This window comes from Actinomadura fulvescens (assembly GCF_039533225.1).
GTDB lineage: Bacteria > Actinomycetota > Actinomycetes > Streptosporangiales > Streptosporangiaceae > Spirillospora > Spirillospora fulvescens.
Genome location: NZ_BAAATD010000022.1, coordinates 62,534 through 89,253, shown reverse-complemented (window position 1 = coordinate 89,253; position 26,720 = coordinate 62,534). Strand labels below are relative to the sequence as shown.

Below are 26,720 nucleotides of genomic sequence, written 5' to 3'. Positions count from 1 at the left end.
CCAGCTCGGTCACCGGCTTCGGTCTGATCCTCGACCCCTCGGGGACCTTCTCCATCTCTCCCACGGTCGTCGGCAGGGTCTACGCCGCCGACTATGCCCCTCCCACTCCCGCCAATCTCCTGACCGGGGTGAACAACGAGGTCACTGCCTACAACGACGCGGCCGGCCGGGCGCCCGCCGACTCCCTCAACTACCTGGCAGGCGCGGTCACCGGGCCCCAGACCCTCACCCGCGGACTGTACAAATGGACCACCGCCGTGACCGTGTCGGGAACCATCACCCTCAACGGCGGCGTCAACGACGTCTTCATCTTCCAGGTCGCCGACACCCTCAACTTCACCGGCTCCGCCAACATCGTCCTGACCGGCGGAGCACGCGCATGCAACGTGATCTGGCAGTCAGCCGACCAGGTCACCCTGGCTGGAGGTGCCCAGGCCAAGGGCGTTCTTCTGGGCAAGAAGGCCATCGTCGGGCAGAGCGGAGCGCAACTCGCGCCCGGCCGCGCCCTGGCACAGACCGCGGTCACCATGATCGCCAACACCGTGCAGGCACCGACCTGCTGACCAACCCCGCCCACGACCTGACCGCACAAGCCAGGTAGGCCACCAACCCCTCACCCAGCTCTTGCCCGTTACCGAACGCGGTAACGGGCAAGACCCATCACTTGCACGTACCGCCACGGTCAGGTGAACAGCTCACGAAACCATCCCCGGCATTGCGCCGGTTGAGCAGCCCGGATGCTGGGCGCCGTGGCCAATCGGCTTGGCACCGGTGCAGCGGCCCGGTCTCGCGGGCGGGGGTGCGGCGGCGGTGTCCAGGTTTGCCGGCCCGCGCGTCTTGATGCGGGCACCGGCTTGTCGAGGTGCACCGAGGGGATGCCCGGTGCGTCAGGGGAAAGGCGCACCGGGCATCGTGTCGAGGGACCGTGCCGGCGTAAGGAAACTAGTGCGCGATGGCCGGGGTGCCCTGCGCCGGGGCGGCCAATAGGTCGGGGTGTGTGGAATCGGTTCGCCTGAGCTGGCGGGTGGGTCAGCCGGTGCAGGCGGGTACGGCGGGGACGCTGCCGACACAGTTGTTGAGGAGGTTGCCGCTGATCGGGGAGGTGGTGACCGTCATGGTGCCGCCTTGGCGATAGATGCCGCCGGCGGTGAGGGTCGCGGTGTTGGCCGAGACGGGGGTGCTGGTGGTGGAGAAGATGGCGTTGATGGAGGCGACTCCGCCGCCGCGCAGGCCCAGGTTGTTGCCGTTGATGAAGCTGCTGGTGAAGGTGGCGGTACCGCCCTGGCTGTAGAGGCCGCCGCCGTCACCTGCCGCGGCGGCGTTGCCTGACAGGGTGCTGCCGGTGAACGTGGCCGCGGCGGACGCGGCCGGGCCGCTGTAGATTCCGCCGCCGTTGCCCAGGACGGCGGTGTTGGCGACCAGGGCGCTGTTGGTCAGGGTCACCTCGCCGGTGTTGTGGATTCCGCCGCCGCCGCTGGTGGCGGCCAGGCCGCCGGTGACGGTGACCGACTTGAGGGTGAGGTTGCCGGTGGCGCCGATCTCGATGATGCGGAACGGCAGGGCCACCGCCGCTCGGGCGATGGTGTTGTTGTTGCCGGTCAGGGTGATGGCGGTGGTGATGATCGGGAGCCCGTTGGCGCCGTGAACGCCGATGTTGTCGGCGGAGGCGAGCACGTAGGTGCAACCGGGAGTGAGGGTGACGTTGCCGCCACCGGAACCGTTGGCGGTGGCGATCGCCGCGACCAGCGCCGGCCCGTTACAGGCCACGGCCGCGTGCGCGGTGGTGGGAACGAGCACGGCGATGCCGGCCGACAACACTGCGGCTCCGGCCAGGGTGGGCATCATTCGGATGCGACGCATGAGGTCTCCTTGTAAATGCGATGAGCCATTTGCGCCTGGCAGGATTCCGTACGGAACGGTTTCCCAAGACGCGGATCACGTTTTCTGCAGGAGGCATCGCCGTTGGTGGGCACCTGGAACGAACGCCTCGCCGCCAAAGGGCTAGGAGGCGGGCCGAGCCGGTGACCTGTTTCGCAGGTCAACGCCTCCCGGAGTGCACGCGGGTTCCAGACGGCCCACCAGGCTTCTTTCCTGCCTTCATTAGCGCACCGTTAAGCAATAACTGCAAATTCGACCAAGGTAGACGAAAGACAGAAATACACTGAGCATTGACCTAAAATGTTTCACTTAAATCTTGATTGGTCAGGCCTGGCGATTACCCATTGCCGGATATTCCCGTCCAATCGACACAAAGCGGCGCCGCCCCGGGGTCGGGCTCGTACCCGGTGTGCGGTGCGCTGCTGCCCGACCGGACCGGGCGACCGGGCCGCCCTCGGCTCGGTGTTCCAGGCCATGCCGCCAGGCCGCCTACCCAGGGCCGGCAGCGCGCGGGCGTCCATGAACGTCACGACGCTCAGGTCCAGCACCGGATCGAGCACGGAAGGTCAGACCAGCCGCTGGTGGACGTAGCACCATCGCCATCGCTTGCCTGGTCCCGTTCCGGCGGCCAGCGGATGGTCGGTCTCTTCGTAGTGGCCTTTGGAGTGCTGGCCGGGAGAGGAGTCGGAGCAGGCGACCCAGCCGCATGTCAGGCAGATGAGCAGCCCGGTCCAGTCGTTCGCTCGGGTCTGGCACTCCGGGCATCCCTGGGATCGGGGCACGACCGGCTGGATCTGATCGAGGTGCTCGCAGCGGGGCGCTGTCCCGTTCAGGTTGAACACGGCCCCGCCTGCGGTCCTGCTCCCGGATACCGCCATGATGCTCCTGTCCGGCGGTGCATGGTGCGCCGTCGGTTCTCAGCCAACGCTTCTGTCTGGACGGCGGAAAGGAGCAGTCGTCGCAAGCCCCATCACCGTTGTCGATGGCCGGTGGCCTGTGCGGACGTCAGATGCCGACGTCGGAGGTGGTCAGCCAGCCGAGCCGTTCGGACATGGCCCGCGCGCAGTCCACGATCGCGCGCACATGGTCGGATCTGTCCTCGGCACGCCACAGGATTGACCACGGGTAGCAGGAGGCCGGTTCGGTGAGCGGCCGCCAGATGGTGCCGGGCAGCGCGGCGATGCAGGAGGACGGCACGCAGTACAGGCAGCGGCCTTGGGCGACGAGGTCGGCGGCGGCGCGGATGCTCTCCACTGTCCCGGAGTGAACGGTGGGAGTGAACCCCGCCGTGCGGCACACCTCGACCGTGAATTGGTTGAACTCCGGTGCCTGGGCCTCCTCGGCGAGCAGCAGCGGCTCGCGGGCGAGTTCGGCGACGGGCACCGCGGTCATGGCGGCGAACCGGTGCCCAGTGGGCACCAAGACCCCCAGCGGGTCCCGGCGGAACAGAAATGAGGTCACCTGGGACGGGGCGTTGGCCGCACGGCCGATGCCGACGTCGAGGCGGCCGTCGGCGAGCTGCTGGTACTGCTCGGGGACGCCGACCTCGACCTGGTGGATGGCCAGGTCGGGATAGCGGGCCTGGACGTCGTGGAGAATCTGCGACATCGAGTCGTAGCTGGCGTCGATGATCCCGACTCGCAGCGTAGGGGCGGCGCCGGTCGTGCTGCGTGCCACCACGGTGGCCCGCTCGACCTGCGCGAGGATCTTGCGGGCCTCGACGAGGAACAGCGTGCCCGCGGCGGTCAGCGCGACGTGGTGGGTGCTGCGTTCTACGAGCCGGACCTCAAGTTCGCGTTCCAGCCGCTGGATCTGCTGGCTGAGCGCGGACTGCACGATGTGCTCACGTGCGGCCGCCCGCCCGAAGTGCAGCTCCTCGGACAAGCTCACGAAGTAGCGGAGCTGACGTATCTCCATACCGGTCCGCCTCAAGCCCGACGAGCCCGACGCCGCCGATCGCGGCACCGGAGGCCGCCGTGGTCCAGGGCGACGAATCCCCGCCCGCGCCCGGGGGCAGGAACAGGGATTTCACCCGGATTCTACGCCCGGAGAACGAACCGGCGACACCACCCGCGGGGGCCGGCCGTCCGCGGGTGGCCTACCCATACCATCGCGTCCGGTGTCACGCGCTCACATCAGCGGCGACGGTGCGCTGCGAAGCGTCCTCACCCTCCGCTGGGGGGACCCTGACCAGCACGGCTACCAGGAACACCTCAGCTTGATCCGCGTACCCGCGCGGGACCTCGGAACTCAGGCCAGCCCTTGAGGGACGTGCACCACCGCCACGGCGGACCGGCTCCATCGATGGGAGATCGGGACGTCGGCTATTGGGCTCGTTCATCTGAGGTCGGCTTCTCCTGGGCAGGTGAGGAGTGGAGGAAGCCGACGTCGATCTGCTCGAAGCCCTTGTGGCGTTCGGTTTCGGCGTAGGAGGTGTAGGCGCGCTTGTCGGCGGCGGTCAGGTCGACGCGGTCGGTGAAGCGAGTGAGGAGGCTGCGCGGCCACCTGCCGGGTCGTGAGGGGACGCGCGGTCAGGACACGGAAGGCGAAGGTGAACAGGCCCACGTTGAGCGCGACGGCGCCGATCTGGTCGCCGATGACGGGGAACTGGGCCAGGGCCGAGTCCAGCACCTGCTGCTGCAGGCCGATCTCCAGAACCGATCACCTCAACTGATGACCTCGCCCCACGGGCGCAGCACCGCTGCTCAGGCGCAAGTCCGCCCGGCGAACTGGTCGCGTTCGCCGACGCCCTCGCCCGCCTGGTCGGCCACGCCCGGCCGGGTCGTGCTGCTTTATGACCACAGGCCGGCGTTCTCCAGGTCCTGGCGTGCTCGTTGCAGGAGTTCGATGGCCGAGCCGGCGTTGTCTTCTGCGTCGTCTTCGGCGCTGGTGCCGGCCGAGTCGGGATGGACGTGCCGCAGCGCTGTCCGGAAGACGGCCGAGACGCTGCGGCCGTCATCGATGGTGTGGGCCGTCTGGAAGATGAAGGTGCGTGCCCGCGCGGCCGGGTCTTGGGCGGCCGGAGACTTCGCCGGTTGCCCGGCCAGTGTGTACCGCCCGACCGGGAGTGCGCCGGGAGTGCCGGTGAACAGCTTGCGGTGCCGGCGTTGGGCGAGCGTCCGCAGCCCCTGCCGGAAGGCGATCGAGTCGGCGCGGCAGTGTTGTTGCCAGGCGGCCGCGTCGGCGGCTCTGGCCGCCTGTGAGTGGTTGCGCTGGAGCATGTCAGCTCCACATCGATTCAGGTCTGGTTGGGCTGTCCGGGTTGGACCTTGCGCCAGCGCGCCTCGCACAGCGAGTAGGCGCCGAAGGTGATGAGCCCGGCGGCCACGGCGACCAGGAGCCAGGGACCGGCGGGGGTTGTGGCGATCTTGCGGAGGGCGCCGTCCAGGCCCTGGGCCTGCTCGGAGTCGAAGGTGGCGGCGGCGACGATCAGGAACGCCCCCAAGACGGCGAAGACGATGCCGCGGGACGTGGACCCCACCACGCCCAGGGCCTGGACGAGCGTGGTGGTGCGTGCGTTCATCTGTGCCAGATTCAGGTACTCCTCGAACTTGCGGCGCAGGCCGCCGATCGCCATCGCGATGCCCGCACCGGCAACGACCAGGCCGATCGCCAGGATCAGCCAGCGGCCACCGGCATGGGCCATCAATCGCGCGGTGACGTCCTTGGACTGGTCGTTGCTGCGCTGGGGGCCACCGGTGCCCAGCACGAACCCCACGATCCCGAAGCACACAAAGCCGTAGAACACCGCGCGCCCCAACGACGCCAGCCGTTTGGTCACCTTGTGCCCATCAGGGCCGGCCCGGCCGTAGCCGGCTTCGGCCAGCCGCCACAGCGCCAGCCCGGCGAAACCCAAGCCCAGCAGCCAAAGCACGGCCGCGCCACCGCGGTGTGCGGCCAAGGCGTGCAACGCGCCGGTGCCGTCGGCCTGCCGGACGGTGGTACCCAGCCCGATCTGGACGGCCAGGACGCCGATCAAGATGTAGTTGACGCCGCGGGCGATGAGCCCACCGCGGCCCAGCCCCTGCAACCATGAGCTCGTCGCGGCATCCCGTCCAGCGGACTGGACGCCGCGGTTCGCGCTCTTCACCGTCATCGGGTGCGCCTTGGGCAGGGAGCCATCGGCACAGGCTCATGGACCAGGCTCATGGACCGGGCGCGGGCACCCGAGGTCATCGGCGTCGTCTGCTGTACGAGCCGCGGTCGCGCCAGTTGAAGTTCGAACCCACCCCGGCCAGATGCAACGCCAGCACCAGCAGGCCCAGCACGGTCAGCCACTGCAGATTGAGGATTTCCGAACTGTAGTCGGCCAGGTCCAACAGCAGCGCCAGGCCGAACACCACGGCCGCGACGATGGCGAGCATCACTACCTCCAGATGCGCCACCGGTGTGCGGGAACCCCGCAGCTGACCGGCGACCCGAGCCACACGAGACGCGGGACCCTCATGCCCAGTGGAACCCAAGCGAGTGACTTCGGAAACCACCGATCCAAGAACGGCCCATCACCCAGGCCGAACAGCGCGGCTCCCGGCGGGCAGGATGAAGCGGTCACCGATCGGCCCGATTGCCAGCCCACTGCGAGCGCGGTGTCCCTCGGCAAGGCGCCGCGAATCCCCTCAACCGATCACATCGATATCGCCGCAGGTCGCGGCGGTATCCGACCGAAACTTCGTCGGCGCTACTGAGACCCCAACTGGGGACGATCCAGCCGTGCTCGCTCTGCCGCGTGACCTACAGTCCGACACGTTCGCCGCTGGCCCGATGTTCGTGAAGGGCAGCGCTGCCTTCCGCGTCCGTCCGACGCGAAAGGCAGCGCTCGTCCCATAGGGGGTCAGGGCGCGGTGGTGCCCCAGCGGTCGAGCGCCGCGTAGGCGGGCTGCCACTGGTTCTGGAACGCTGACCGGGCCGGTTCGGGAAGCGGCGCGAGCATGGCCGTCACGGTCTCAGCACTCGCGCCGTCCAGCAGCCACGGAACCAGGCGGGGGGCGTCGGGCCCGATCCGGCTGCCGTGGACCTGCCCGAAGTGCCGCCATTGCTTCTCGGTCACGGTGGCGTCGATCAGTGGCAGCGCCTCGCGTTCCTCGTGTTCGAGATGTGCGCGCAACCTCGTGACCAGGGAATCGAGCAGGTCACCGACGGGCTCCTCGCCGGCCAGGGCCGCGTCGATCGAGTGGATCAGCGGGTCGATGGCGGCGTGCTCCTCCTCCATTTCGGCCAGCAGGGCCAGCTCGTCCGGCTGATCGGCCAGGGCCTGGCGCATCACCGGCCAGAGCGCGTCGTCTTCGGTGGTGTGGTGGACGTGCAGCGACGTTTTGAACATCCGCCAGCCCGCGGCCGTACGCAGGATGCGCGCCGGATCGCCGGTGGAACCCGCCGAACCGGCGATCCTGGCGATGTGCTCCAGTTCACGCGGCAGCGCATCGTGCATCGCGTACATCGGGGTCATGTCGAGCTTGCCGCTCATGGTCTCTCTCCTCAGCCCTGCCACGAAGGTGAGCCCGCCACCTCGCGGACGGTGGCGTTGATCCGGTTGAACATGTTGGTGACGCCGATCGCCAGGACGAGCGCGGAAAGTCGCCGTTCGTCGAACAGGTCGGCGACCTCGTCGAAGAGCTCGTCGGGCACGGCCTCACCGGACTGGTCGGCGACCCGGGTGAGCCGCTCAGTCAGCTCAAGCGCGGCACGTTCGGCATCGTCGAAGAACGGCGCCTCCCGCCACGCCGCCACCGTGATGATCTTGTCGTCGTCGGCGCCGAGCTTGCCGAGGGCCTTCGCGAAGGCGGCAACGCCGAAGAGTTGATCGCCGACACGATGGCGCAGGCCATCGAGGTCGCCAAGCAGTTCCCGCGGTTGCGCACCCGGATCGAGACCGCCGATTACGCCGCGGCCCCCGACAGGAGCTTCGAGTTCGGCCTCGAAGCCATCTTCGACGGCCTGGAAAGCCGACTCGCCGCCCGCCACACGCCCCAGCAGGGCGTCGCCCAGGAGCGGTCGGACTGATCTTCGGCAACCCGGCCACGCGTTCGCAAACCTGCGGCACCGTTCATGCGGCCCGGTCTGGACGACCTGAACGCCGCATCATTAGGGGCGAGGCACCTGGAATCGATCGTCCGGCGGGCTGCTGGGGCCGTGCTGGAGTTCGGCTTGGAGGGTGTCGTAGGTGGGGGCAAGGGTGCGCAGGGTGCGGGCCGCGGTGCTGTTGTCGCCGGTGGCCAGCGCCTGCTGGAGTGACCCGATCAGCTGGGCCTGCCGGAACATGACGGCCGCCGCCTGGGTCCGCTCGATCTCGCGCAGGCAGGTGGCCGCGTCGGTCACGCGTCGTGCACCCACGCGGATCGCGAAGTGGACGAGATGCTCGTGCAGCCTCTCGTCGTGGCCGCTTTCCAGTGACGCCGCCAGGGCCTGGGCGGCGTCGCCATTTCCCGTACTTCCCGGCGGCATGGCGTGATCGGGCTCGGCGCGCAGCCAGTCGATCGCCTGGGGAATGGACGCGGTGAGCGCTTCTTTGACACCTACACGGCCGGCTCGCGCGAAATTCATACGCATCGTGAACGGCTCGCCGAAGTCGATGGTGTCGGCCTGCCATGCCTTGAGGAAGTCGGTCAGCGGGAGCATGGTGAAGGGATATCCCTGGGGATCGTGCGAGATCACCTGATCGTTGTGAATGCCAAGGACCGTGAGGTAGTGGTCTGCGCCTATCGGGCCGGTCATGCCCGGCTGGTAGCGCAGATATCCCATCTCGATGGGACCGACCATGACCGGGCCGTGGGCGAGGCAGGAGCTGAGACGCTCCAGCGCCACGTCGGACGGGCCTCCGCTGACGGTCTCCGCGTTCCAGCCCAGGGTGGCGAGCGCCTTCTCAATGCCGATCTCCGGGTTCCAGCCATAGGGGTCGAAGAACGGCAGCGTACCGCCGACCAATTGCATGCCGAACGGGCTGCCGGTCACCGTCTCGATGACCGCGACCGGCGGCGCCTCGGCGCCCAGCATCATGGCCAGACAGTTCGAGTAGCAATAAGGACCTGAGCCGATATAAGGAAAATTGATCATGAGATGACCCTCTCAATTTTTCGGCGAAAACGCCACCGATCGATATTCGCGTCCGCGCTGGGCGCCTGGGGGAGCAGTCGCCGCGGCACTGCCGGATCGCTGACGGCCGGCGTCCCGGAAAATTCTTCAAAGAAACCCGGGAGGCGGTGTCGGATCAGGGCCGTGGCGTTCGTAGCAGGGGTGAGGCCGCCCACAAGGGGCGGCACTAAGGCGATGGAACCGCGATCATGAAGCTGACGACCATGACTCAGGTCACCCTCGATGGAGTGATGCAGGGCAACGGCGCCGCGTCGGACGACCGCAGGGGCGGATTCGAGCGTGGCGGATGGGCCCGGGGGGCGGGTGACGACGAGACCAGGACGTTCATCACGCAGACCTACCAGCGCGCAGAGGCGTTCCTGTTCGGCCGGCGCACCTACGAGTTGTTCGCCGGCTCGTGGGGATCGATCGACCAGATGCGCGCGCATCCCATCGGCGTGGCCTTGAACGAGGCCCCCAAGTACGTTGCCTCGACCACGCTCACCACACCGCGCTGGGAGGACACGACCGTTCTCCGCGGTGACCTCGCGGCGGCCATCAGCGAGCTGAAGGCCAAGCCCGGGGGTGAGCTGCAGGTGCACGGCAGCGGCGCCCTGATCCGGTGGCTGCTGGAGAACGATCTGGTCGACGAGATGACTCTGATCGTGATCCCGGTGATCGTCGGCCAGGGCGCGAGACTGTTCCCGGCGAACGGTCCGGATCTTGCGCTCCACCTCGTCGAGTCGCACGTGGACTCGAAGGGCGTGACCATTCAGGTCTACCGGCCGGCCGGACGCCCGCGGTACGCAACCGCTTGAACTCCCTGACCACCGAGCCACCACAGGAGAAGATCTTCAGATGCGGTATCTGGTTTCCGTGATCGATGACAAGAGCAATCCCGGCAGCACGGACAGGGGGCCTGCCATCAGCGCGTTCAACGAACGACTGGTCGCCGAGGGCTACTGGGTCTTCGCGGGCGGGCTCGCGGACACCGACACGGCCACGGTCATCGACAACCGGGGCGAGCAGGCGGTGTTCAGCGACGGGCCCTTCGTGGAGTCGAAGGAGTATCTCGCCGGCGTCTGGGTGTGGGAGGCCCCCGATCTGGACGTGGCGCTCAGGCTCGGCGCCGAGGCGTCGAAGATCTGCGACCGGAAGATCGAGGTGCGGCCGTTCCAGTGAACGACGTGGAGGAGGCGATCACCCGGGTCCACCGCGACGAGTGGGCGCGGGTGGTCGCCGCCCTGACCAGGCGTTTCGGTGATCTCGACATCGCCGAGGAGGCGGCCGCCGAGGCGTTCGCGACCGCCGTCGAGAGGTGGCCGGCCGGCGGCGTACCACCCAACCCCGGCGCCTGGCTGACCACCACCGCCAACCGCAAGGCCATCGACCGGATCCGGCGCGAGAACAAGCGCGACGACAAGCACAAGGAGGCTCAGCTGCTGTACGACGACCCGCCCGAGCCTGTCGGCGCCATCGACGACGACCGGCTCCGGCTGATCTTCACCTGCTGCCACCCGGCACTGGCGATGCAGACCCGCTTGGCGCTGACGCTGCGCATGGTCGGAGGACTGACCGTGCCCGAGATCGCCCGCGCCTTCCTGATGACCGAGACCGCCCTGGAACGGCGGATCACCCGCGCGAAGGCCAAGATCAAGGCGGCCGGCATCCCCTATCGGGTGCCGTCCGCCGAGGATCTCCCGGCCCGCGTCTCCGGCGTACTCGCCGTTCTGTACCTGATGTTCAACGAGGGCTACCTGGCGACCGGCCCCGACACCGACCCGCTACGGCACGACCTGACGGCCGAAGCGATCCGGCTCACCCGCCTGATCCGTGCCCTCCTGCCGGACGACGGCGAAGTGGCCGGGCTGCTGGCGCTGATGCTCCTCATCGAGGCCCGCCGCACCGCCCGGGTGTCGGCTACCGGCGAACTGATCCCGCTCACCGAGCAGGACCGCGGAGCCTGGGACGCGGAGCTGGTCGCCGAGGGCCATCGGCTGGTACGCGAACGCCTCGCCGCTGCCGCCGCCGGGGTCGCTCCGGGCCGCTACCAGATCCTCGCCGCGATCAACGCCGTGCACACCGACGCCCGCGACATCCGCGACACCGACTGGTCGCAGATCGTCGCCCTCTACGACCAGCTCGTGCGCCTCGACCCCTCGCCGATCGTCGCCCTCAACCGGGCCATCGCGATCGCCGAACTCGACGGCCCGCAGGTGGCGCTGACCACCGTCGACCGCCTCGCCGAGGCATTGGCCGGCTATCACGCCTACCACGCCACCCGCGCCGACCTGCTGCGCCGGCTGGGCCAAAGCCAGCAGGCACGCGCGGCCTACGACCGGGCCATCGAGCTGGCCGGCAACACCGGCGAGACCGCCTACCTGACCCGCCGCCGCGACCAACTGCACTAGCGCCGCCGACCTCACCCCGCACACGGGACCGATCGTCATACGAGCCCGTAGAGCACCCGTTCATCGGACGCGATGGTTCCGCTGCTGACCGACTCCCATCGCGTCATCCGGATCGACCTGCTCGGGCACGGACAGTCGGCCAAACCAGCCGACCGCAGCTACGCGACCCGGGACCAGGCACGTCGGGTCGGCGCGGCGTTGGACCGGCTCGGCGTCAGGCGCGCCACCGTCGTCGGCCACTCCAGCGGCGGCGTGGTCGCCACCGCCCTCGCCGAGCAACGCCCCGACCTGCTGACCGCGCTTGCGCTCATCAACACCGGCCCCAGCCTGGACGCCTACATCGCATCGGCGTCCGCCACGATCGACCCCTCGCAGTGGCCACCGTCCGACGAGCAGATCCGCCGGTTCGCGAGCACCGGCTTCAGCCGCGCGGGCTACCAGATGCTGAAACATCTCCGAGAAGGTGGGCGTGCTCGCGCGCGTCCAGGAGCGGGCCACCGGCGCGAGCCGGATGACCCTCTACCGCGAGGGTGCGCGGCGGCCCGTCCGGGTGGACCTGTCCAAGGTCTTCAGCGCCACCGACCGGCACGTCGAGATCATGCGCGACGACCCGAGCGAGACCTAGCCGCTGGTCGGCGGCTCGACCTTCTCGCTCCGGCACCGCCGCAGCCGTCGCTACTGCCGTGAGACTCGGGATGCCGCGATGTCCGGCGTGGTCGGCCTAGGTGTCGTCGTTGGCTCGGGCGGTGAGGGCGGCCTCAGCGTGTAGGGCGCGTTGGAGGTGGGTGGTGGCTTCGGCGCGGGCGGCGGTGAGCGCGTCGATGGTGGCGGTCAGCCTGGCGGTGGCGGTGAGGTGGGTCTCGCGGGCGGTGTCGCGTTCTCGGTGGGCGGCGGCGACCGCTTCGGCGGCGGCGGTGCGTTCCCGCTGGGCCTGTTGTTCGGCGTTGTCGGCGCGGGCGGTGGCGGCCTGGGCGGTGTGCTCGGCTCGGGCCAGGGCCTGGCGGAGGGCGCTGATCTCGGTCTGCAGGGCGGTCAGCCGGTCGGTGCTGTCGGCAAGCCGGGCGCGGGTGGCGACGAGCTCGCCGGTGCGCTGGTCCAGGTCGGTGCGGGTGCGGGCGTGTGCGTCCTGGGCTCCGGTGAGGTCCTGACGGAGCCGGCGCAGGTCCTGTTCGGTTTCGGCCAGCCGCTGTTCGGTCTGTTCCAGGCGGTGCTGGGTGGTGTGTGCGGCGCGTTCGGCGGCCTGGCGAGCCTCGGCTTCGGTGCGGGCGGTCTGATGGGCGGCCTCGGCGGCGGCCCGGGCGGTGCGGGCGATCTCTTCGGCGGCCAGCGCGCGTTCCTCGGCCTGGTCGCGCGCGGTCTGGGCGGTGCCGGCGTCGACGCGCGCGGCGTCGGCGTCGAGTTCGGCGCGGTGCCGGGCCGCCTCGGCCTCGCGGGCCCGGGTGTCGGCCTGGGCGGCCTGTTGTTCCAGGGTCGTGTTGCGGGCCACGACGGTGTCGATGATCTCTTGCAGCCGGTCGGCCGCCTGGCGTTCGCTCTCGGCGCGTTCGCGGGCGGCGGCGGCCATCCCGGTCAGGACGGTGCGCAGCGCGGCCAGCGGCTCGGCGACGGCGGCGGCCGCCGGGCTGCGGTTGGCGGCGTGCGCCTCGGCCTGGCAGTCCTTGACCACGTTCTGGTCGGCGTCCAGCTGCGGCGGGCAGTACTCCGGGCGGCGTCCGCGGGCCTTGGGCGGCCGCGGCAGGGCCGTGTCGCAGTACTTGCACCGGCCCCACGGCGCCGCCGGGTCCGCGTCGCTCGGCGGCCGCCGTCCGCCCGTACCTCGCGCCGCGGGGATCACGCCGTCGATCGCCGGCTCAGTCGGCTGCGCTGGTGCGGAGCCGGGCTCTTCCCGGCCGTCAAGATCACTGCTCACCCCGCCATGCTCCCATTTCTTTTCTCTACAAGCAATGAAAGTCAGGTTGCTGATTTTCTGGACAAGAAAACTTGGCAGCGCATAATGACACTTATGCGCAAGACAGCTGGGACACCGGGAGGCGTCCCATCTCTCGCGCTGGACGGCGACCGCTCACCGATCCGGCCGCGCGCGACTGGGCCGCCCGTGACTACCGCGCCCACCTGCTGACGGTCCTCAAGCGCAAGCCCGCCACCGTCAACGCGCACCTGACCGCCATCGACGACTTCAACCACCGCATCGGGCTGGGACCGGCGGCCGCCAAGCGCTTGGATGTGCCCAACCTCGCGCCCCGCGCGCTCGACCCACGCGCCCAGGTCCGCTTCCTGCGTGAGGCCGAACGCAGTCCCGCCCGCGACCGCGCCATGGCCTACACCGCCTTCTACGCTGGCCCGCGCATCCACGAGCTGGTCGCCCTGAACATCGACGATCTGCGCATCTCCGCCCGCAAAGGCGTCCTGATCATCCGCATGGGCAAGGGCGGCAAGTACCGGGAGCTCCCCCTGCACCCCAAGCTCCGCGCCGAACTGCAGACCTGGCTGACCGAACGCGCCATGCTGCCCGCTTCGGGCACCGGCATCGACAGCACGGCGTTGTTCCTCAACATCCGCGGTGGCCGGCTGTCGGCGCGCGCCGCGACCGGCGTGCTCAACGGCGTCGCCGACCGGGCCGGACTCACGGTCGGCGCCGACGAGGACTTCACCACCCACGTGCTCCGCCACACCCTGGGCACCACCCTGGCACGGCGTGGCGTGGACGTCGTCACCATCGCCGAACTGCTCGGCCACTCCCTGGAGACCGCCCGCCGCTACACCCTGCCCACCCACGCCGACCGCCAGGCTGCCATCGACAGCCTCACCGTCGACGAGTAAATGTCACGGGTCGCAGCTGAGCGCCACTCAACGGCCGAGCCAGGCTGGTCGGGCGTTCTGGTCAGCCCGGTCGTAGGGCGCGGTCGCCGGTGGTCAGGGTGACGCAGTCGGTGCAGATCCACACGCCGGGTCCGCGGGCCACGGGCCGGTCGGGGTTGGTGCAGCCGCAGAATGAGCAGGCGTGGTCGCGTAGATCACCCTTGCCCTTGCGCTGGCGTCGACGTGGCCTGCGCGGGAACGGCGGGATCGCTTCGTTGAGCTGCTCTTGATCTGGCTGATGTCGATGCCGCGGTCGAAGGGAAGGGGTCCTTCGCCCGCTATGGCAGGCTCCCGCATGAGCCATCGTCGATGGCCGAGCTGGAGCGGTTCTTTCGGTTGAATCGGGCCGCGCGAGAGCAGGTGGACAAGCGGCGGCGGTCGGGGACGAGGCTGGGGTGAGCAGTTGCAGCGGGACATCGTGCTGATTGGGCAGCACCACGCTCAGATGGGCCAGCGGCGCGGTTTCATGGTTTTGCCGATGTGGTTGCGGGGATGAAGGGGCGAATCTTGCCGCCAGTGCTGATCTGTGGTCGCTCGCTGGCACGCTCTAGGCGGACGTGTCCGAGGTGGCGGCGGACCAGCAGCCCGCTCAGCCGCGCCCGGACGGTGTCCCACAGGTCATCGGGATCGATGCCGGGCGCCGGGGCCAGCCGCAGGCGCAGTGTGGCCGGGCCGGTCTGGACGATCTGGAACAGATCCAGGCCGGGCACCGTGTCCAGCACGATGGCCACCGGCCGTGTTGCCATCGTGACCGGCGTGCCGTCGGCGCCGGGGATGGTGAGCCGGTCGGCTGCACGGCCTTGGACGCGCAAAGCCGGGCCGGGAGTGCCGCAGGGGCACGGATCGGGCCGGACTGTGACGGCGTCGCCGAGGTCGTAGCGCAGGATCGGCTGGATGCGGTTGGCCAGGTTGGTCAGTAGCACGGTGTGGGACGCCTCACCCGGCGGCACCGGACGGTACCGCTCGTCGACGGGTTCGACGATGGCCCAGTCGGCGTTGACGTGCAGCCACCCCGCAGGGCAGCTGTAGCTGAGGAACGGGCATTCGTTGGCGTTGTAGGTGGCACGGACCTTTGCTCCTGCCAGCGCGCGGCCGATGCGCGCGTGCTCGGCCATCGGCAGGCCCTCGGCGCCCAGGCACACCAGAGCGGGGGCGATGCGCAGCCGCCCGGCTTCGGCCTGGCCGGCCAGCAGGACACCGAGACTGGCGGACGGAGCCAGCACCGCCGGGCGCAGATCGTTCAACGCCTCCACCAGTTCCTCCAGTGGCCGATGCACGCTCAACGCCGCCACCCGCGACCGGCCGCGAAGCCGGGCGGCCATCACGGCGCCGCCGACGTGCGCGTCGTCCGGCACCACCAGCGCCGTCCGGCCGCCGCAGGCCGCGATTCTGGCGGTATCCCGCACGGTCAGCCAGCCGGTCAGCATGCGTGTCGCCATCGCGCTGGTCACCGCCCACTGGCGGGCATCGTGCAGGAAGATGCCGCGCTTGCCGGTGGTGCCGGAAGTCGTGCTCAGCGAGTAGTGGCCGCCGAACGGCCGACCGATCAACGCAGGATCCTCAGCGAACGCCCGCGCCCGCTCCAGGGTGATCGCTGGATCGGTGACCCAATCGTCAAAGGCGGCCATCAGCTGCGACTTGTCCGTGACCGGCAATGCGGCCAGCTCGGTCACCTTACTGGGCAGACCGCGGTACAGGTGCCGGTAGTAGGGCGAGCGAGTCCGCGCGTAGGCGACCAGCTCGACCAGGCGGGCTCGGGCTCGCACAGCCATCGCCCGCTCGCCACCGCGCTTGGCCACCCAGGCATCAACCTGCAGCCGCGCCTCGGAGCTCTTCGTGCCGGCCCGCCCGCAATCGCTCGCCGGAACAGTGCTCATCCATCTCATACGCGCACTCCTTCTGCCGCCGCGCCGTCACGCCGGCAGCAGCGCGGCCGCCTGCCATGAGGTCCGGTGGACGCCACCGATCAGGAGGAGGACGTCGAGGTTCGGATTGCACTCCTTGGCGCGCACTGCCGTCCACAGCCCGGCGAAGCCGGCGCCGATCATGACCAGGCCCGCAGAACCCAACGTACTGACAGGGGGTCAGCCTGGGAACTTGCCTGGTAGTGGGGCTGTGCTCGCCGCCTTGCCATAGGCCTGTCGCAGCGTGACCGTCCCCTCGCTGTGCATCATGAGACGCTCATGATCGCGGACGGCGCCGCGAGCCGCCACCCACGCCAGCGACGCTTCCACGACCTAACGGCACGAGCAGCATCCACCACCAACCCCCTGGGCGGCGCGCGGCCGAGAGCACCTTGACTGCCGGGAAACGGGATGGTCGTGACGGCTATCCGGTGGCCTGGCGATCGGGCCGCGCTCCGTCAATGCCCCTGGCGGGCGCGGGTCTGCCGGGCAGCAGCGCGGCGATCAAGGCGGCGCCGACGGCGGCCATGGCGGCGGTGGTGATCATCACTACGCTCATGCCGTGCAGGTAGGAGGTGCGGGCGCCGACAGCGAGTGCGGCCGCGGGAGGCGGGTCGGAAAGACGGGCCGCTACGACCAGGGCGCCGGCAAGGGAGTCGCGGGCGGCCTCGGCCGCCGGGCCGGGCAAGCGGGCGGACTCCAGTACCGGTTGGAGTTTGTCGGTGTAGCCCTGGGACAGCACGCTGCCGAGCGTCGCCACTCCCAGCGCACCGCCGGTCTGCCGCAAGGTGATGGTGATCGCGATGCCGCCTCCGGCGTGTTCGGGTGGCAGGACGCCCAGCACGGCGTCCATCGCCGCGGACAGTGCCATGCCGATGCCCAGGCCCGCCACCGCCAGCCAGCCGGCCACCAGTCCATAACCGCTGTCGACCTTGGTGGTGGCGCCCGCGGTCAGCGCGGCGGCCAGAATTACCAGGCCGAGCGCGATCGGCACCCGGTAGGCGGTGCGGGCGGCCAGCCGCTCCCCGGCCGGCGCGCCGATGATCAGGCCACCGGCAAGGGGCAGCAGGCGTATCCCGGCGCCGAGCGCGTCATGGCCGGTGACCAGCTGAAGGTAGTGCGGGATGACGAACAACATGCCCAGCAGGCCGAAGCTGACCAGTCCTCCGGCTAAGCCGGCCCACAAGAACTGGGGCCGGCGAAACAACCGCAGGTCGATCATCGGCTGGCTGGTGCGCAGCTCCCACCAGGTGAATGCGGCCAGCAGCAGCGCAGCTATCGTCAGCGCGGCGATCACCGGACTGCTTCCCCAGCCGCGCTCAGGAGCCTCGATCAGCCCGTAGACCAGAGCGACCATGCCACCGGTGGACAGCAGACCACCGGGCAGGTCGAGGCGTGCTGGATTCGGGTCGCGGGTCTCGGGCATGGCCGCGGCGATCGCGGCCATCGCGACCAGAGCAAGGGGGATGTTGATGAGGAACATTGAACCCCACCAGTAGTGTTCCAGCAGGTAGCCGCCGATCAGCGGGCCGAGCGGGGCGCCTGCGGCGCCGGCCATCACCAGCACCGAGATCGCTTTGCCCCGCTCGTGCGAGGTGAACAGCGCGGCCACTGCGGCGAAGCCGACCGGCAGGAGGATCGCCCCGCCGATACCCATGGCCGCGCGGGCGGCGATGACCGTCTCGGCAGTGTCAGCCCATGCGGCGACCGCGGCCGCGGCGGCGAACACCGCCAGGCCGACCAGCAGCAGACGCTTGCGGCCGTACCGGTCGCCCAGCACGCCGCAGACCAGCATCAACCCCGCCAACGCCAGCACGTAGGCGTTGACCATCCACTGCAGCGCGCCGGTGCCGGCCCGCAGTTCGGTAGCGATGGTCGGCAACGCCACAGTCATGATCGTGACATCGAAACCCAGGGTGAGCGCCCCCAGCGCGAGCGCCGACAGCGCCCACCATCGACGTCGCGGACGCCCGAGGCCTTTCTGCCTGCTTCCTGCAAGGTCACGTGCTTGCACCTCGGCCTCCAGCCGAACAGCAATCTGAACGGAAAAGACCGTTCTCATCGTCACCCTCCGTCACGTTGGACGGGTTGGCGTACTTCATCTAACCGCTCTTAGGCCTGCCTGCCGTCTTCGACCACGCGGTCGTGGCCGAGGTGGGTGAGGAGGCGATGGGCGATTGCGGGCAGCGTTCCAAGGCTGAAGATCTCCATTCCGGACACTTCGCATTCGAAAAGTCGGCGAATTGCGGCGGCGAACTCCACGGTCAGCATGGAGTCGGCGCCGAGTTGGTCCAGACGGCGGGTTCGATCGATGTGTTCTGGGGTGGTCTGTAGGACCTTGGCCAGCAGGTCGGTCAGAGTGTCCTGCACGATGGTCGCCGCATCCTCAGCGGTCGCGGCCGCGAGAGTGTCCTTCAGGTGGACACGGCCGTTGTCCTCGTGCTGGGCCGAGGGCGTGAGAACCGTGGCGGTGCGCGGCGCGTCCAGGCGTGGCAGTGCTCGCCGCAGCAGATCGCCGTCGATGCGGCCGACCGCGACGATGTCGGCGCCGGGGTCAGCGAGCAGGTGGTTCAGTGCGGTCAGGGCATCGTGTGCGGTGAGGCGGCCGAGGCCGAGGCGGTGCATTTCGTCGGCGCGGTCGGCGCGGTGCACGTATCCGGCGTCGGCGATGGCGGCCCATTGCACGGCGAGTCCGGGCAGTCCGGCGCGGCGGCGGTCGCGGATGAGCCCTTCGAGCTCCAGATTGGCGGCGACGTACGCTGCCTGGGTGATGTTGCCGGCCAGTGCCGCCAGTGAGCTGTAGACGACGAAGAAGTCCAACCGCCGCTGCCTGGTCAGGCGATCCAGCAGCCGGGCGGCGGTCAACTTGGGTGCCAGCACGGCCTGGATGCGTTCGTCGGTCAGCTCGGTGAGCGGGGCGTCGGCGAGGACCATGGCCGAGTGCACGACTCCGGCCAGGCGGCGGCCGGTGGCGTCGATCTGTGCGAAGACCTGGCGCATGGCGTGCGGGTCGGTGGCGTCGGCGGCCAGGGCCAGCACGGTCGCATCGAGGCCGCGTAGCTCATCGATCAGCCTGTGTGCTTCGTCGGTGTTGGGGCCGCGGCGGCTGATCAGGGTCAGATGGCGGGCTCCGCAGGTGGCGAGGTGTCGGGCGGTCGCTGCACCGAATCCGCCCAAGCCGCCCACGACCAGGTAGGTCGCCGTCGGGTCCAGGGGCGGACCGGTGGGGCGGGGAAGAGGGACGGGTTCGCCGAAGGTGATGACGACCTTGCCGACGTGCCGCGAGTGCTGCAGGCAGTCGAAGGCTTGCCGCACCTGATGCGTGGGGAACGTCCGGTAGGGCAGGGGCCGGTAACGGCCGGTGCGCATGGCCTCGGTGAGTGCCGTCAGATGGGTGGCGGTCAGCTCCGTGGGAGCGGTGAGGAGCGCGGAGACGTCCACACCGAAGAACGCCAGGTTGGAGGAGAAGGCACCGAGCGGCAGCGGACGGTCGGCGAGGATGTCCTGCTTGCCCAGTTCGATGAATCGGCCATGGGGTTTGACCAGTTCCAGCCCCCGGGTCAGGGCCTCGCCGGCCAGCGAGTTGAGGACGACGTCGACGCCTTTGCCGCCAGTGAGATCCTTGACCTGTTCCAGAAAATCCAGGCCGCGCGAGTCCAGTACGTGGTCGACGCCGAGCAGGTGCAGCAGATCGCGTTTGGCCGGGGAGCCCGCGGTGGCGATGACGCGGGCGCCGACGTGGCGGGCGTACTGCAGGGCCGCCAGTCCCACACCGCCCGCCCCGCCATGGATCAGCAGCGTTTCACCGGCGGCGAGCCGGGCCAGATGGCCGAGGCTGTGGTGCACAGTGAGGAAGACCGTCGGCATGGTGGCGGCGTCGGCGAAGCCCAGCTCGGCAGGGATAGGGATCACCTGGGCCGCGCGGACGGTCATATGCGAGGCCAGACATCCGGTCGCCACGACGGCCACCCGGTCGCCAGGCGCCAGGCCGGTGACGCCCGTGCCCACGGCGGAGACCACACCGGCGCATTCCAGCCCCAGCGGCCGGGCCGGATCAGGGGCTGGGACGAGCCCGGTGGCGACCAGGACATCGCGGTAGTTCAGCCCGGCCGCCTCGACACAGACCGTGACTTCCCCCTCGTCCGGCTCGCGCACCTGCGTCGGCTGCCAGCTCAGCTGATGCTGCAGTCCGATGGTGTGCAGGGTCAGCGTGAGGGGCCCGTCCGAGGACGGGACCGACGATGCAGAGCGCGGACGGACGCGCGTTACGAAGCGACCCTCGCAGGTGAGCAGCACCTCGTCCTCATCCGAATTGGACGTCAGCTCCTGCGCCAGCTTCGCGGCCAGGCCGCGCGGATCGGATCCGGTGAGCGCGACCCGGCGAACCTTCAGCTGAGGGTGTTCGTTGCCCAGCGTCCGTGCGGCGCCCCACAGGCCCGTCCCGGACGCGGCGACCGGCACGTCCGATATGCCTTTGGTGACGATCCACACGGTGAGTCCCGGGAACGCCTCACCCGCTGCGGCGACCGCACGCAGCACCGCCAGATGCCGCACCGCCTGTTCGGTGGCGGGGTCGGTGGCGGGGTCGGTGGCGGAGTCGGCGTCCGGTGCATCGGCCACCAGGATGACACCGAGCAACCCTTCGGACAGGTGCGTGGCCCAACGGGCGGGATCGTCATAGGGGAGTACGGTTTGGGCACCCAGTACGCGGCTCACCTCAGTCGCCAGATGTCCGACGTTCTCCAGGTCGGCGACCAGCCACCGGCCGCCGCCCATGGCCTCGGCGTTCTTGGCCGTGACGTGCGAAGTGGAGGGCGGCGGCAGCTCTCTGGGCTGGCGTCCGGTAAGGATGACCGAGTGGGCGCCGCGTGCGGGTTCGGCATCGTCGCCTGTCTGCACCGTTCCGACGAAGCCGCATTCATGGAGCAGCGGCGCCCACTCCTCGCGAGAGAGCAGCGGCCGCGATCCGACCACCTCGAACAGTGGCGGCACCAGCGGCGCGTGGAATTCCAGGGCGAGCAGATGCCCGTGATCGGCCAGTAGGCCGGCCACCCGGCGCAGCGCGGCCGCCGGATCATGGCGGGAGCTCAGCGCGTGACCCGCGACGACAAGGTCATAGGAGCCGTCAGCAAAGCCCTGCTCGGCGGGATCGGCGTCCAGATCCAGGGTGCGGTAGTCGAGGAAATCGTAGAGGCCAAGGCGGCTCTGCGCCTGAGGGAAGCGGGCCGTGATGACGTCGGTGAAGGTGTAGCGGGTCAGCCGGGGCGGCAGATGCGCCAGTAGCGAAGCGGTGGTCGTACCGGTGCCCGCGCCTATCTCCAGCACCCGCAGCGGCCGGTCTGCAGGCCAGTCGGCGACCATCGCGCGCACCAGCCGACCGGCCAGCCGTCTGTGCGACCGCAGCAGCGGAAAGCTGTCGGCGAAACGCGCGGCAAGCTGATCCGGCATAGCGCACAGCAACTCCCCCGCGTCTTGTTCGCCGCGCAGTACCGCGGGCAGGTTACGGCCGCTGACACCCCAGATGTGCAGAGCCGTGCTCTGCTCGGGCAAGTCCCGCAGTGCGTCCCGGAACAGTTCGTCTGGCCGTGGCTCAGCGGCCATACGCCATTGCCCGAGTGCGGTCTGGGTCAGGACGTCACGCTCGGCCGCCGTGCGGATCAGGGTCTGCAGCAGAACGCTGTGCTCGGCGGAGACCCCGGCCGTGCAGAGATGATCGAGGGTGAAGGTGTCTCGGCCGGGCAGCAGGTCGGCGAGCGCCGCTGCAGTGAAGTGCGCGGTCAGATCCAGCAGCCGTTCGTGCACCTGGGCGTAGCCGTGGCTCCCCGCCGAGTCCAAGGCATCGTCGGACCGTTGGCGCGTACATGCGGCGAGCACGTCGGGGGGCGCGGGTAGCGGGCTAGCAGTCAGCGAAGGCAGCGACTCGGGCGAGGGAGCGGCTCGTAGGACTTCGGTCAGCTGGCTAGGTCCGGCGGGGCGAGCGGCTTCGTAGCGGCGTACCCGGCAGCCGAGGAGTTCCAGTACGACCTCGCCTTCCTGGGTGGTGACCGACACGTCCCACATCCCCTCCCAGGAGTCGGCCCGGTTGGCGCGCGCGTGCAGGAAGCCGCTGCGGGGCATCGGACTCCAGCACCGGATCGCTTCGATGGCGACCGGCAGGTAGAGCTTTCGCTCCTGCGTCAGTTCGGGCCACAGCGCGTAGAACATCTGGATCGCTGCGTCCAGGACGACGGGATGGGCCGCGTGGACGTCTTCGTAGTCGATCTGGGTGCTGTAGGCGGCCACGACAGTGCCGGAGGTGGCGTGAAGCGATCTCACGGCCTGGAAGGCGGGGCCGTGTCGTAGGCCGGTGCCGGCGATGGCGGGGTAAAGCCGTTCGGCTGCCTGCGAGCACGATGACGCCGGCGCCGGGGTCTCCAGCGCCGGAGGGGCGTCGCGCAGCAGGCGCCGGACGCGCCCGCGGGCGTGGTCGACCCAGTCACCGGCGTCGCCGTCCTTGGCGGCGATGGTGATCGTGCCGTCCTGCGCGAGCGTGGTGTGCAGGCGGACGGGTGCCTGCGTGTCATCGGGACGCAGTACCAGGGCGCGGTCGACGGCAAATCCAAGGAGCTCGACCGGGCCGTCGAGCACCTGGCGTCCGGCCGACAACCCCATGTCGGCGAATGCCGCGGCCGGCAACACGGCGTTCGGTCCGACATAGTGATCGGTCGGCCATGCCAACCGCCCGGCGTCCAGCTCCTGGCTCCAGGACGGGGTTGGATCGGCCAGCCGGCTGCCCAGCAGCTGATGTCCGGTGGGGCAGGCCTCCGGCGCCTCGTTCCACCAGTCCGGGGTACCGATGCAATGGCGTTCGCGCTGCCAGGGATAGGCAGGAAGCGCAACGGCCCGGCCTCGACGGGGGAAGACCACGTCCCAGTCGACCTGGGCGCCGTCGGCCAGCAGCTGCGCGTAGGCGGTTTCCAGGGCGTCCCTGCCGCTGTCCTCGCGCCTCATCGTTGCCACGATCGCCACCGGATCCGGTCGGCGCGAGCAGATTCGGCGCAGGTAGGCGGCGAGCACCGGATGCGGGCCGATCTCCACGAGCACGTCGCACTCCTGCGCGTCCAGCAAGGTGTCGACGGCGTCGGCGAACCGGACCGGCTCACGAACGTTGCGCCACCAGTAGTCGGCGTCCAGCTCCGTGCCTTCGATCACGTCGCCGGTGACGGTGGACACCAGAGGAGTCGCGCAGGCGGCCGGGGCCAATCCGTGCAGTGCCGAACGCAGCGGCTCGCGCATCGTCTCCATCGCCGGACTGTGGAAGGCGTAGTCCAGGCCCAGGTCGCGGAAGAACAGGCCACGGTCATCCAGCGTCGCGCCGAGAGCCGCCAGTGCCTGCGGATCTCCGGTCAACGTCACGTCCCGTGCGGCGTTGACCCCCGCGATGCAGATCTGGCCGTGATGTCCCTGCTCGGCGATCCATCGCTGGGCTTGGTCGGGGCTCAGTCCCGCCGCCGCCATGCGGCCCAGGCCCGCGGTGGGCGCCTGCGCCCGGCTGCGCTCGGCGATCACTCGGCACGCGGCCTGAAGGTTCAGCGCTCCGGCGCAGTAGGCGGCGGCCACCTCCCCGACACTGTGGCCCGCGACCGCCGACGGCCGCACCCCTCGTGCCGCCAGGGCGGCCACCAAGCCCGCCTGTACCGCGAACAGCAGCGGTTGGGCGACCTCCGTCCGCGCCCATCGGGCGGAATCGGTGGGCGCGGCGAGCTCGTCGCGCACCGACCAATCGAGCAGACCGCACAGCGCCTGGTCCACCTCGCCGACTTCGGCTGCGAATGCCGGGTCGGCGGCCAGGAGCTCAGCGCCCATGCCGGCCCACTGTGAGGCGTTGCCGCTGAATACGTACGCCACCCGGCCGCCCGGTACCGCGGTCGCCGACGCTGAGCGTACGCAGGGGCGTCTCTGGGCCAGCGACCGCAGCGCCGCGGCCGCCTCCTTCGGGCCGTCGGCCAGCATGGCTACACGGTGCTCGTGCCGGGCCCGGCGGCGGCACGAGGTGTAGGAGATGTCGTAGAACTCCTCCTCATCGGCCTTCTCCAGCCGCGCGGCCCAGCGTTCCGCCGCCTCGTCGAGCGCCTTGCGGGTACGAGCCGAGACCAGCACAGGAAGCCGCGTGGACGCGGCCTCAGCCGATTGCGCGTCCGCCTGTTGTGCTTCCGCCACCTTGGTCGCTGTCTCGGGTGGGGATGGGGACGGCGCGGCCACCACAACGTGGACGTTGGCGCCGCCGAAGCCGAACGAGCTGACGCCGACGACGCCGCGGCCGACCGCGTTCAAGGGTCGTGGCGTGGTGACTGGTTCCAGGCCGAGGCCGGTGAAGTCGATCGCGTCGCTGAGGGCCTCGGCGTGCAGATTCGCCGGAATCCGCCCTTCCCGCAGCACCGTGATTGCCTTGCACAGCCCCGCCACCCCTGAGGCGGACTCCAGATGCCCCATGTTGGACTTGACCGATCCGATCGGCAGCGGCCTCCCGCCCCGCCGCTGCCCCAGCACCTGCCCCAGAGCCCGGCACTCGGCAGGGTCCCCGGCCTGGGTGCCGGTACCGTGCGCTTCGACGTAGGCGACCTCCTCGGGCGTCACACCGGCCTGCGCGTACACACGTTCCAGCAACGCGGCCTGCGTGCGGGCGCTGGGCAAGGTCAGACCCATGGTGCGGCCATCGGCGTTGGCGTCGCTCGCCAGGATCACGCCCAGCACCCGATCGCCGTCACGTTCTGCCGCCCGCAGCGGCTTGAGCACCACCACCGCAGCGCCCTCCGCACGCACGTACCCGTCGGCGCGGGCAGAGAACGGGCGGCACCTGCCCGTCGGGGACAGCATGGAGGCCTGGGAGAAACCCACATAGGGATACGGCGACAGCAAGACGTTCACGCCCCCTGCCAGAGCCACCGGGCTACGGCCAGAGCGCAGTAGCGAGCAGGCTTGGTGCACCGCCAGCAGGGAGGACGAACAAGCGGTGTCCACCGTGTGCGAAGGGCCGTGCAGATCGAAGAAGTAGGAGATGCGATTGGCGAGGTTGCACATCGCCATACCGCTCATCGTGTAGGGCGTGGGCTGGACCCTGCGTGCTTGGAGAGTCTCGTAGTCATGCAGTGACGCCCCGGCGATGACGGCCGCGTCACTGCCCCGCAGGTCAGCGGGATCGATCCCGGCATCGTCGAACGCTTCTACAGCGCATTCGAGCATCAGCCGCTGCTGCGGGTCGATCTGAGCGGCCTCCTTCGGCGAGATCTCGAAAAACGCTGCGTCGAACGCCCGCACGTCGTCCAGAAAGGCACCGGACGTCGTGCATGATTTCCTCGCTTGCCTCCTGCCTGCGGTCGCCCAGAGCGAGGCGTCGAAGCGATCGGGCGGGATCTCGCCCACCAGATCCCGCTGGTCGGCGACCGCCACCCATAGATCGTCGAGTGACTGGATCCCTCCGGGGAAACGACATCCTGTTCCGACGATGGCGATGGCGGTGTCGGCGGCGGTGTCTGGCAGGTTCGTCCGCCCTGCGGGGAGGGTGTCATTGCTCATCTCGGTTCCTTACGCAGCGACCGTGGTCAGGGCCCGGGGACAGCAGTCGGCCAGTCGCGTCATGCACTCGGTGAGACGCCGGCAGGACGGTGTTCGGGGAAACATTCGAGGGAGGCGAGATAGGGCAGACCCTCGAGCGGTTGATCGGTGATGAACCGGCGCACGAGGTCGGCGACCTCGTCGATGCGTTCCAGATGCGCCATGTGATCGGCCTGCCGGATCGTAGCGAAGACCGACTGAGTGAGGGTGGCGGCGAATTCACGACATGCCTGGGGATGAGTCATGGCGTCGAGTTCACCGGTGAAAACCAGGGCGGGGCCGTCGTATCGCCCGTCAGGATCGCTGGAAAGAGCAGCGAGCGCCCGCCAGCGTCCAGTAAGACGCGTCAGCTCAGCGCGCGTCATCTGCCCGAACATCTCGGTCAGCCGATCCCGGACCACATCTCGCCCGATCACCGCACTGTCGGGTGCCTGATCCACCAAGAGCCGCAGGATCGCGTTCGCTTCGTCCTGCGTGAGCTCATGGTCCTCTCTCTTCAACGCAGCCGCCGGGCCCGGATTGAGTCGCAGCATGTCCGACGCCGACGCGACCGTGGCGACCAGCACCAGCCGACGCACCCGCTCGGGATATCGCCGGGCGAACTCATAGGCCAAGGGTCCTGTGGCCGACCCACCGACGAGGTTGACACGCGGCAACGGGACTTCATCCATCACCTGGAGCAATGCGCGAAGAAAGAGATCGGAAGTCACATCAGAGGGAAGATCGTCCGAATGCCCCGAGCCCGGCAGGTTCACCTGAACCTGGGTGGCAACGTCACTCAAGGGAATCGAAAGCCCCCGAGAATGCATCCGCGCGAACGCATCGTGCGTATAAAGCACAGGTACCGTTTGAGGATCGTCGTCATTCCACAGGATCCGGCAGGTGTAGCGCAGGCCGTCGACAGACAGGGTCAGAAGCTCGTCACGGGGTGGCGAAGGAATGTCCATCGAAGATCCCATCACTATCCGAAGCGGGCCTTTTCTATCAACGGCCATCGCAACGACAG

At 69.5% G+C, this 26,720-nt stretch carries 21 protein-coding genes; 6 read left to right on the top strand and 15 right to left on the bottom strand.

Annotated features, from left to right (window positions below; all coding sequences use genetic code 11):
- Positions 1 to 563: ice-binding family protein (locus tag ABD333_RS44985; RefSeq protein ID WP_344549055.1), on the top strand; the 563-nt coding region annotated here is incomplete at its 5' end.
- 466 nt (positions 564 to 1,029) lie between these two features.
- On the opposite strand, the gene ABD333_RS44980 is transcribed toward ABD333_RS44985, so the two are convergent.
- The 9 genes from ABD333_RS44980 to ABD333_RS44940 all read right to left on the bottom strand — a co-directional run bounded on the left by ABD333_RS44980 (position 1,030) and on the right by ABD333_RS44940 (position 8,928).
- Positions 1,030 to 1,860: a hypothetical protein gene (locus ABD333_RS44980; RefSeq protein ID WP_344549054.1), complete on the bottom strand. Its 831-nt coding sequence runs from the start codon at positions 1,858 to 1,860 to the stop codon at positions 1,030 to 1,032.
- A gap of 584 nt (positions 1,861 to 2,444) precedes the next feature.
- Complete coding sequence (locus ABD333_RS44975) at positions 2,445 to 2,756, bottom strand: UBP-type zinc finger domain-containing protein (RefSeq protein ID WP_344549053.1); 312 nt, start codon at positions 2,754 to 2,756, stop codon at positions 2,445 to 2,447.
- A gap of 127 nt (positions 2,757 to 2,883) precedes the next feature.
- Positions 2,884 to 3,795 (bottom strand): LysR family transcriptional regulator, encoded by a 912-nt coding sequence (locus ABD333_RS44970; protein ID WP_344549052.1) that lies wholly within the window; start codon positions 3,793 to 3,795, stop codon positions 2,884 to 2,886.
- An 875-nt stretch (positions 3,796 to 4,670) separates the two neighbouring features.
- The gene (locus tag ABD333_RS44965) at positions 4,671 to 5,099 is read right to left on the bottom strand and encodes a hypothetical protein (RefSeq protein WP_344549051.1); all 429 of its coding nucleotides are present in this window, start codon (positions 5,097 to 5,099) and stop codon (positions 4,671 to 4,673) included.
- Between the two features lie 17 nt (positions 5,100 to 5,116).
- Positions 5,117 to 5,974 (bottom strand): DUF1206 domain-containing protein, encoded by an 858-nt coding sequence (locus ABD333_RS44960; protein WP_344549050.1) that lies wholly within the window; start codon positions 5,972 to 5,974, stop codon positions 5,117 to 5,119.
- A gap of 76 nt (positions 5,975 to 6,050) precedes the next feature.
- On the bottom strand, positions 6,051 to 6,242 hold the full coding sequence (locus ABD333_RS44955) for a hypothetical protein (protein WP_344549049.1): 192 nt from the start codon (positions 6,240 to 6,242) through the stop codon (positions 6,051 to 6,053).
- A gap of 467 nt (positions 6,243 to 6,709) precedes the next feature.
- Entirely contained in the window at positions 6,710 to 7,342 is a 633-nt protein-coding gene (locus ABD333_RS44950; protein WP_344549048.1) for a hemerythrin domain-containing protein, read from the bottom strand.
- Positions 7,343 to 7,353: 11 nt separating this feature from the next.
- A complete protein-coding gene (locus ABD333_RS44945) occupies positions 7,354 to 7,839 on the bottom strand; it encodes a carboxymuconolactone decarboxylase family protein (RefSeq protein WP_344549047.1) in 486 nt (161 codons plus the stop codon).
- A 120-nt stretch (positions 7,840 to 7,959) separates the two neighbouring features.
- Positions 7,960 to 8,928 (bottom strand): hypothetical protein, encoded by a 969-nt coding sequence (locus tag ABD333_RS44940; protein ID WP_344549046.1) that lies wholly within the window; start codon positions 8,926 to 8,928, stop codon positions 7,960 to 7,962.
- A 227-nt stretch (positions 8,929 to 9,155) separates the two neighbouring features.
- On the opposite strand from ABD333_RS44940, the gene ABD333_RS44935 reads away from it, so the two are divergent.
- The 4 genes from ABD333_RS44935 to ABD333_RS44920 all read left to right on the top strand — a co-directional run bounded on the left by ABD333_RS44935 (position 9,156) and on the right by ABD333_RS44920 (position 12,044).
- On the top strand, positions 9,156 to 9,764 hold the full coding sequence (locus tag ABD333_RS44935; RefSeq protein WP_344549045.1) for a dihydrofolate reductase family protein: 609 nt from the start codon (positions 9,156 to 9,158) through the stop codon (positions 9,762 to 9,764).
- A 40-nt stretch (positions 9,765 to 9,804) separates the two neighbouring features.
- Positions 9,805 to 10,128 carry a YciI family protein gene (locus ABD333_RS44930; RefSeq protein ID WP_344549043.1) on the top strand — a complete coding sequence of 108 codons (324 nt, stop codon included), beginning with the start codon at positions 9,805 to 9,807 and terminating at the stop codon, positions 10,126 to 10,128.
- Positions 10,125 to 11,357: an RNA polymerase sigma factor gene (locus ABD333_RS44925; protein WP_344549041.1), complete on the top strand. Its 1,233-nt coding sequence runs from the start codon at positions 10,125 to 10,127 to the stop codon at positions 11,355 to 11,357. Before ABD333_RS44930 ends, ABD333_RS44925 begins: the two co-directional genes overlap by 4 nt.
- A 72-nt stretch (positions 11,358 to 11,429) precedes the next feature.
- A complete protein-coding gene (locus tag ABD333_RS44920) occupies positions 11,430 to 12,044 on the top strand; it encodes an alpha/beta fold hydrolase (protein WP_344549040.1) in 615 nt (204 codons plus the stop codon).
- A 34-nt stretch (positions 12,045 to 12,078) separates the two neighbouring features.
- On the opposite strand, the gene ABD333_RS44915 is transcribed toward ABD333_RS44920, so the two are convergent.
- Positions 12,079 to 13,266, bottom strand: a complete 1,188-nt coding sequence (locus ABD333_RS44915; RefSeq protein WP_344549039.1) for a coiled-coil domain-containing protein — start codon at positions 13,264 to 13,266, stop codon at positions 12,079 to 12,081.
- 71 nt (positions 13,267 to 13,337) lie between these two features.
- Here ABD333_RS44915 and ABD333_RS44910 point away from each other — a divergent pair, with 71 nt between their 5' ends.
- Positions 13,338 to 14,177: a tyrosine-type recombinase/integrase gene (locus ABD333_RS44910; protein WP_344549038.1), complete on the top strand. Its 840-nt coding sequence runs from the start codon at positions 13,338 to 13,340 to the stop codon at positions 14,175 to 14,177.
- 503 nt (positions 14,178 to 14,680) lie between these two features.
- Here ABD333_RS44910 and ABD333_RS44905 read toward each other — a convergent pair.
- The 5 genes from ABD333_RS44905 to ABD333_RS44885 form a co-directional block, all read right to left on the bottom strand.
- The gene (locus ABD333_RS44905) at positions 14,681 to 16,093 is read right to left on the bottom strand and encodes a phenylacetate--CoA ligase family protein (protein ID WP_344549037.1); all 1,413 of its coding nucleotides are present in this window, start codon (positions 16,091 to 16,093) and stop codon (positions 14,681 to 14,683) included.
- A gap of 36 nt (positions 16,094 to 16,129) precedes the next feature.
- Positions 16,130 to 16,285: a hypothetical protein gene (locus ABD333_RS44900; protein WP_344549036.1), complete on the bottom strand. Its 156-nt coding sequence runs from the start codon at positions 16,283 to 16,285 to the stop codon at positions 16,130 to 16,132.
- Positions 16,286 to 16,544: 259 nt separating this feature from the next.
- Positions 16,545 to 18,182 (bottom strand): MFS transporter, encoded by a 1,638-nt coding sequence (locus ABD333_RS44895; RefSeq protein ID WP_344549035.1) that lies wholly within the window; start codon positions 18,180 to 18,182, stop codon positions 16,545 to 16,547.
- A gap of 50 nt (positions 18,183 to 18,232) precedes the next feature.
- Positions 18,233 to 25,675, bottom strand: coding sequence for an SDR family NAD(P)-dependent oxidoreductase (locus ABD333_RS44890; RefSeq protein WP_344549034.1), 7,443 nt, complete (start codon positions 25,673 to 25,675; stop codon positions 18,233 to 18,235).
- Between the two features lie 59 nt (positions 25,676 to 25,734).
- A complete protein-coding gene (locus tag ABD333_RS44885; RefSeq protein ID WP_344549033.1) occupies positions 25,735 to 26,661 on the bottom strand; it encodes an alpha/beta fold hydrolase in 927 nt (308 codons plus the stop codon).
- Positions 26,662 to 26,720 lie beyond the last annotated feature (59 nt).

Coding starts and splice junctions, on each gene's coding strand:
- ABD333_RS44980 (WP_344549054.1), bottom strand. CDS start 1,860: ATGCGTCGCATCCGAATGATGCCCACCCTGGCCGGAGCCGCAGTGTTG.
- ABD333_RS44975 (WP_344549053.1), bottom strand. CDS start 2,756: ATGGCGGTATCCGGGAGCAGGACCGCAGGCGGGGCCGTGTTCAACCTG.
- ABD333_RS44970 (WP_344549052.1), bottom strand. CDS start 3,795: ATGGAGATACGTCAGCTCCGCTACTTCGTGAGCTTGTCCGAGGAGCTG.
- ABD333_RS44965 (WP_344549051.1), bottom strand. CDS start 5,099: ATGCTCCAGCGCAACCACTCACAGGCGGCCAGAGCCGCCGACGCGGCC.
- ABD333_RS44960 (WP_344549050.1), bottom strand. CDS start 5,974: ATGACGGTGAAGAGCGCGAACCGCGGCGTCCAGTCCGCTGGACGGGAT.
- ABD333_RS44955 (WP_344549049.1), bottom strand. CDS start 6,242: ATGCTCGCCATCGTCGCGGCCGTGGTGTTCGGCCTGGCGCTGCTGTTG.
- ABD333_RS44950 (WP_344549048.1), bottom strand. CDS start 7,342: ATGAGCGGCAAGCTCGACATGACCCCGATGTACGCGATGCACGATGCG.
- ABD333_RS44940 (WP_344549046.1), bottom strand. CDS start 8,928: ATGATCAATTTTCCTTATATCGGCTCAGGTCCTTATTGCTACTCGAAC.
- ABD333_RS44935 (WP_344549045.1), top strand. CDS start 9,156: ATGAAGCTGACGACCATGACTCAGGTCACCCTCGATGGAGTGATGCAG.
- ABD333_RS44930 (WP_344549043.1), top strand. CDS start 9,805: ATGCGGTATCTGGTTTCCGTGATCGATGACAAGAGCAATCCCGGCAGC.
- ABD333_RS44920 (WP_344549040.1), top strand. CDS start 11,430: ATGGTTCCGCTGCTGACCGACTCCCATCGCGTCATCCGGATCGACCTG.
- ABD333_RS44905 (WP_344549037.1), bottom strand. CDS start 16,093: ATGAGCACTGTTCCGGCGAGCGATTGCGGGCGGGCCGGCACGAAGAGC.
- ABD333_RS44895 (WP_344549035.1), bottom strand. CDS start 18,182: ATGAGAACGGTCTTTTCCGTTCAGATTGCTGTTCGGCTGGAGGCCGAG.
- ABD333_RS44890 (WP_344549034.1), bottom strand. CDS start 25,675: ATGAGCAATGACACCCTCCCCGCAGGGCGGACGAACCTGCCAGACACC.
- ABD333_RS44885 (WP_344549033.1), bottom strand. CDS start 26,661: ATGGACATTCCTTCGCCACCCCGTGACGAGCTTCTGACCCTGTCTGTC.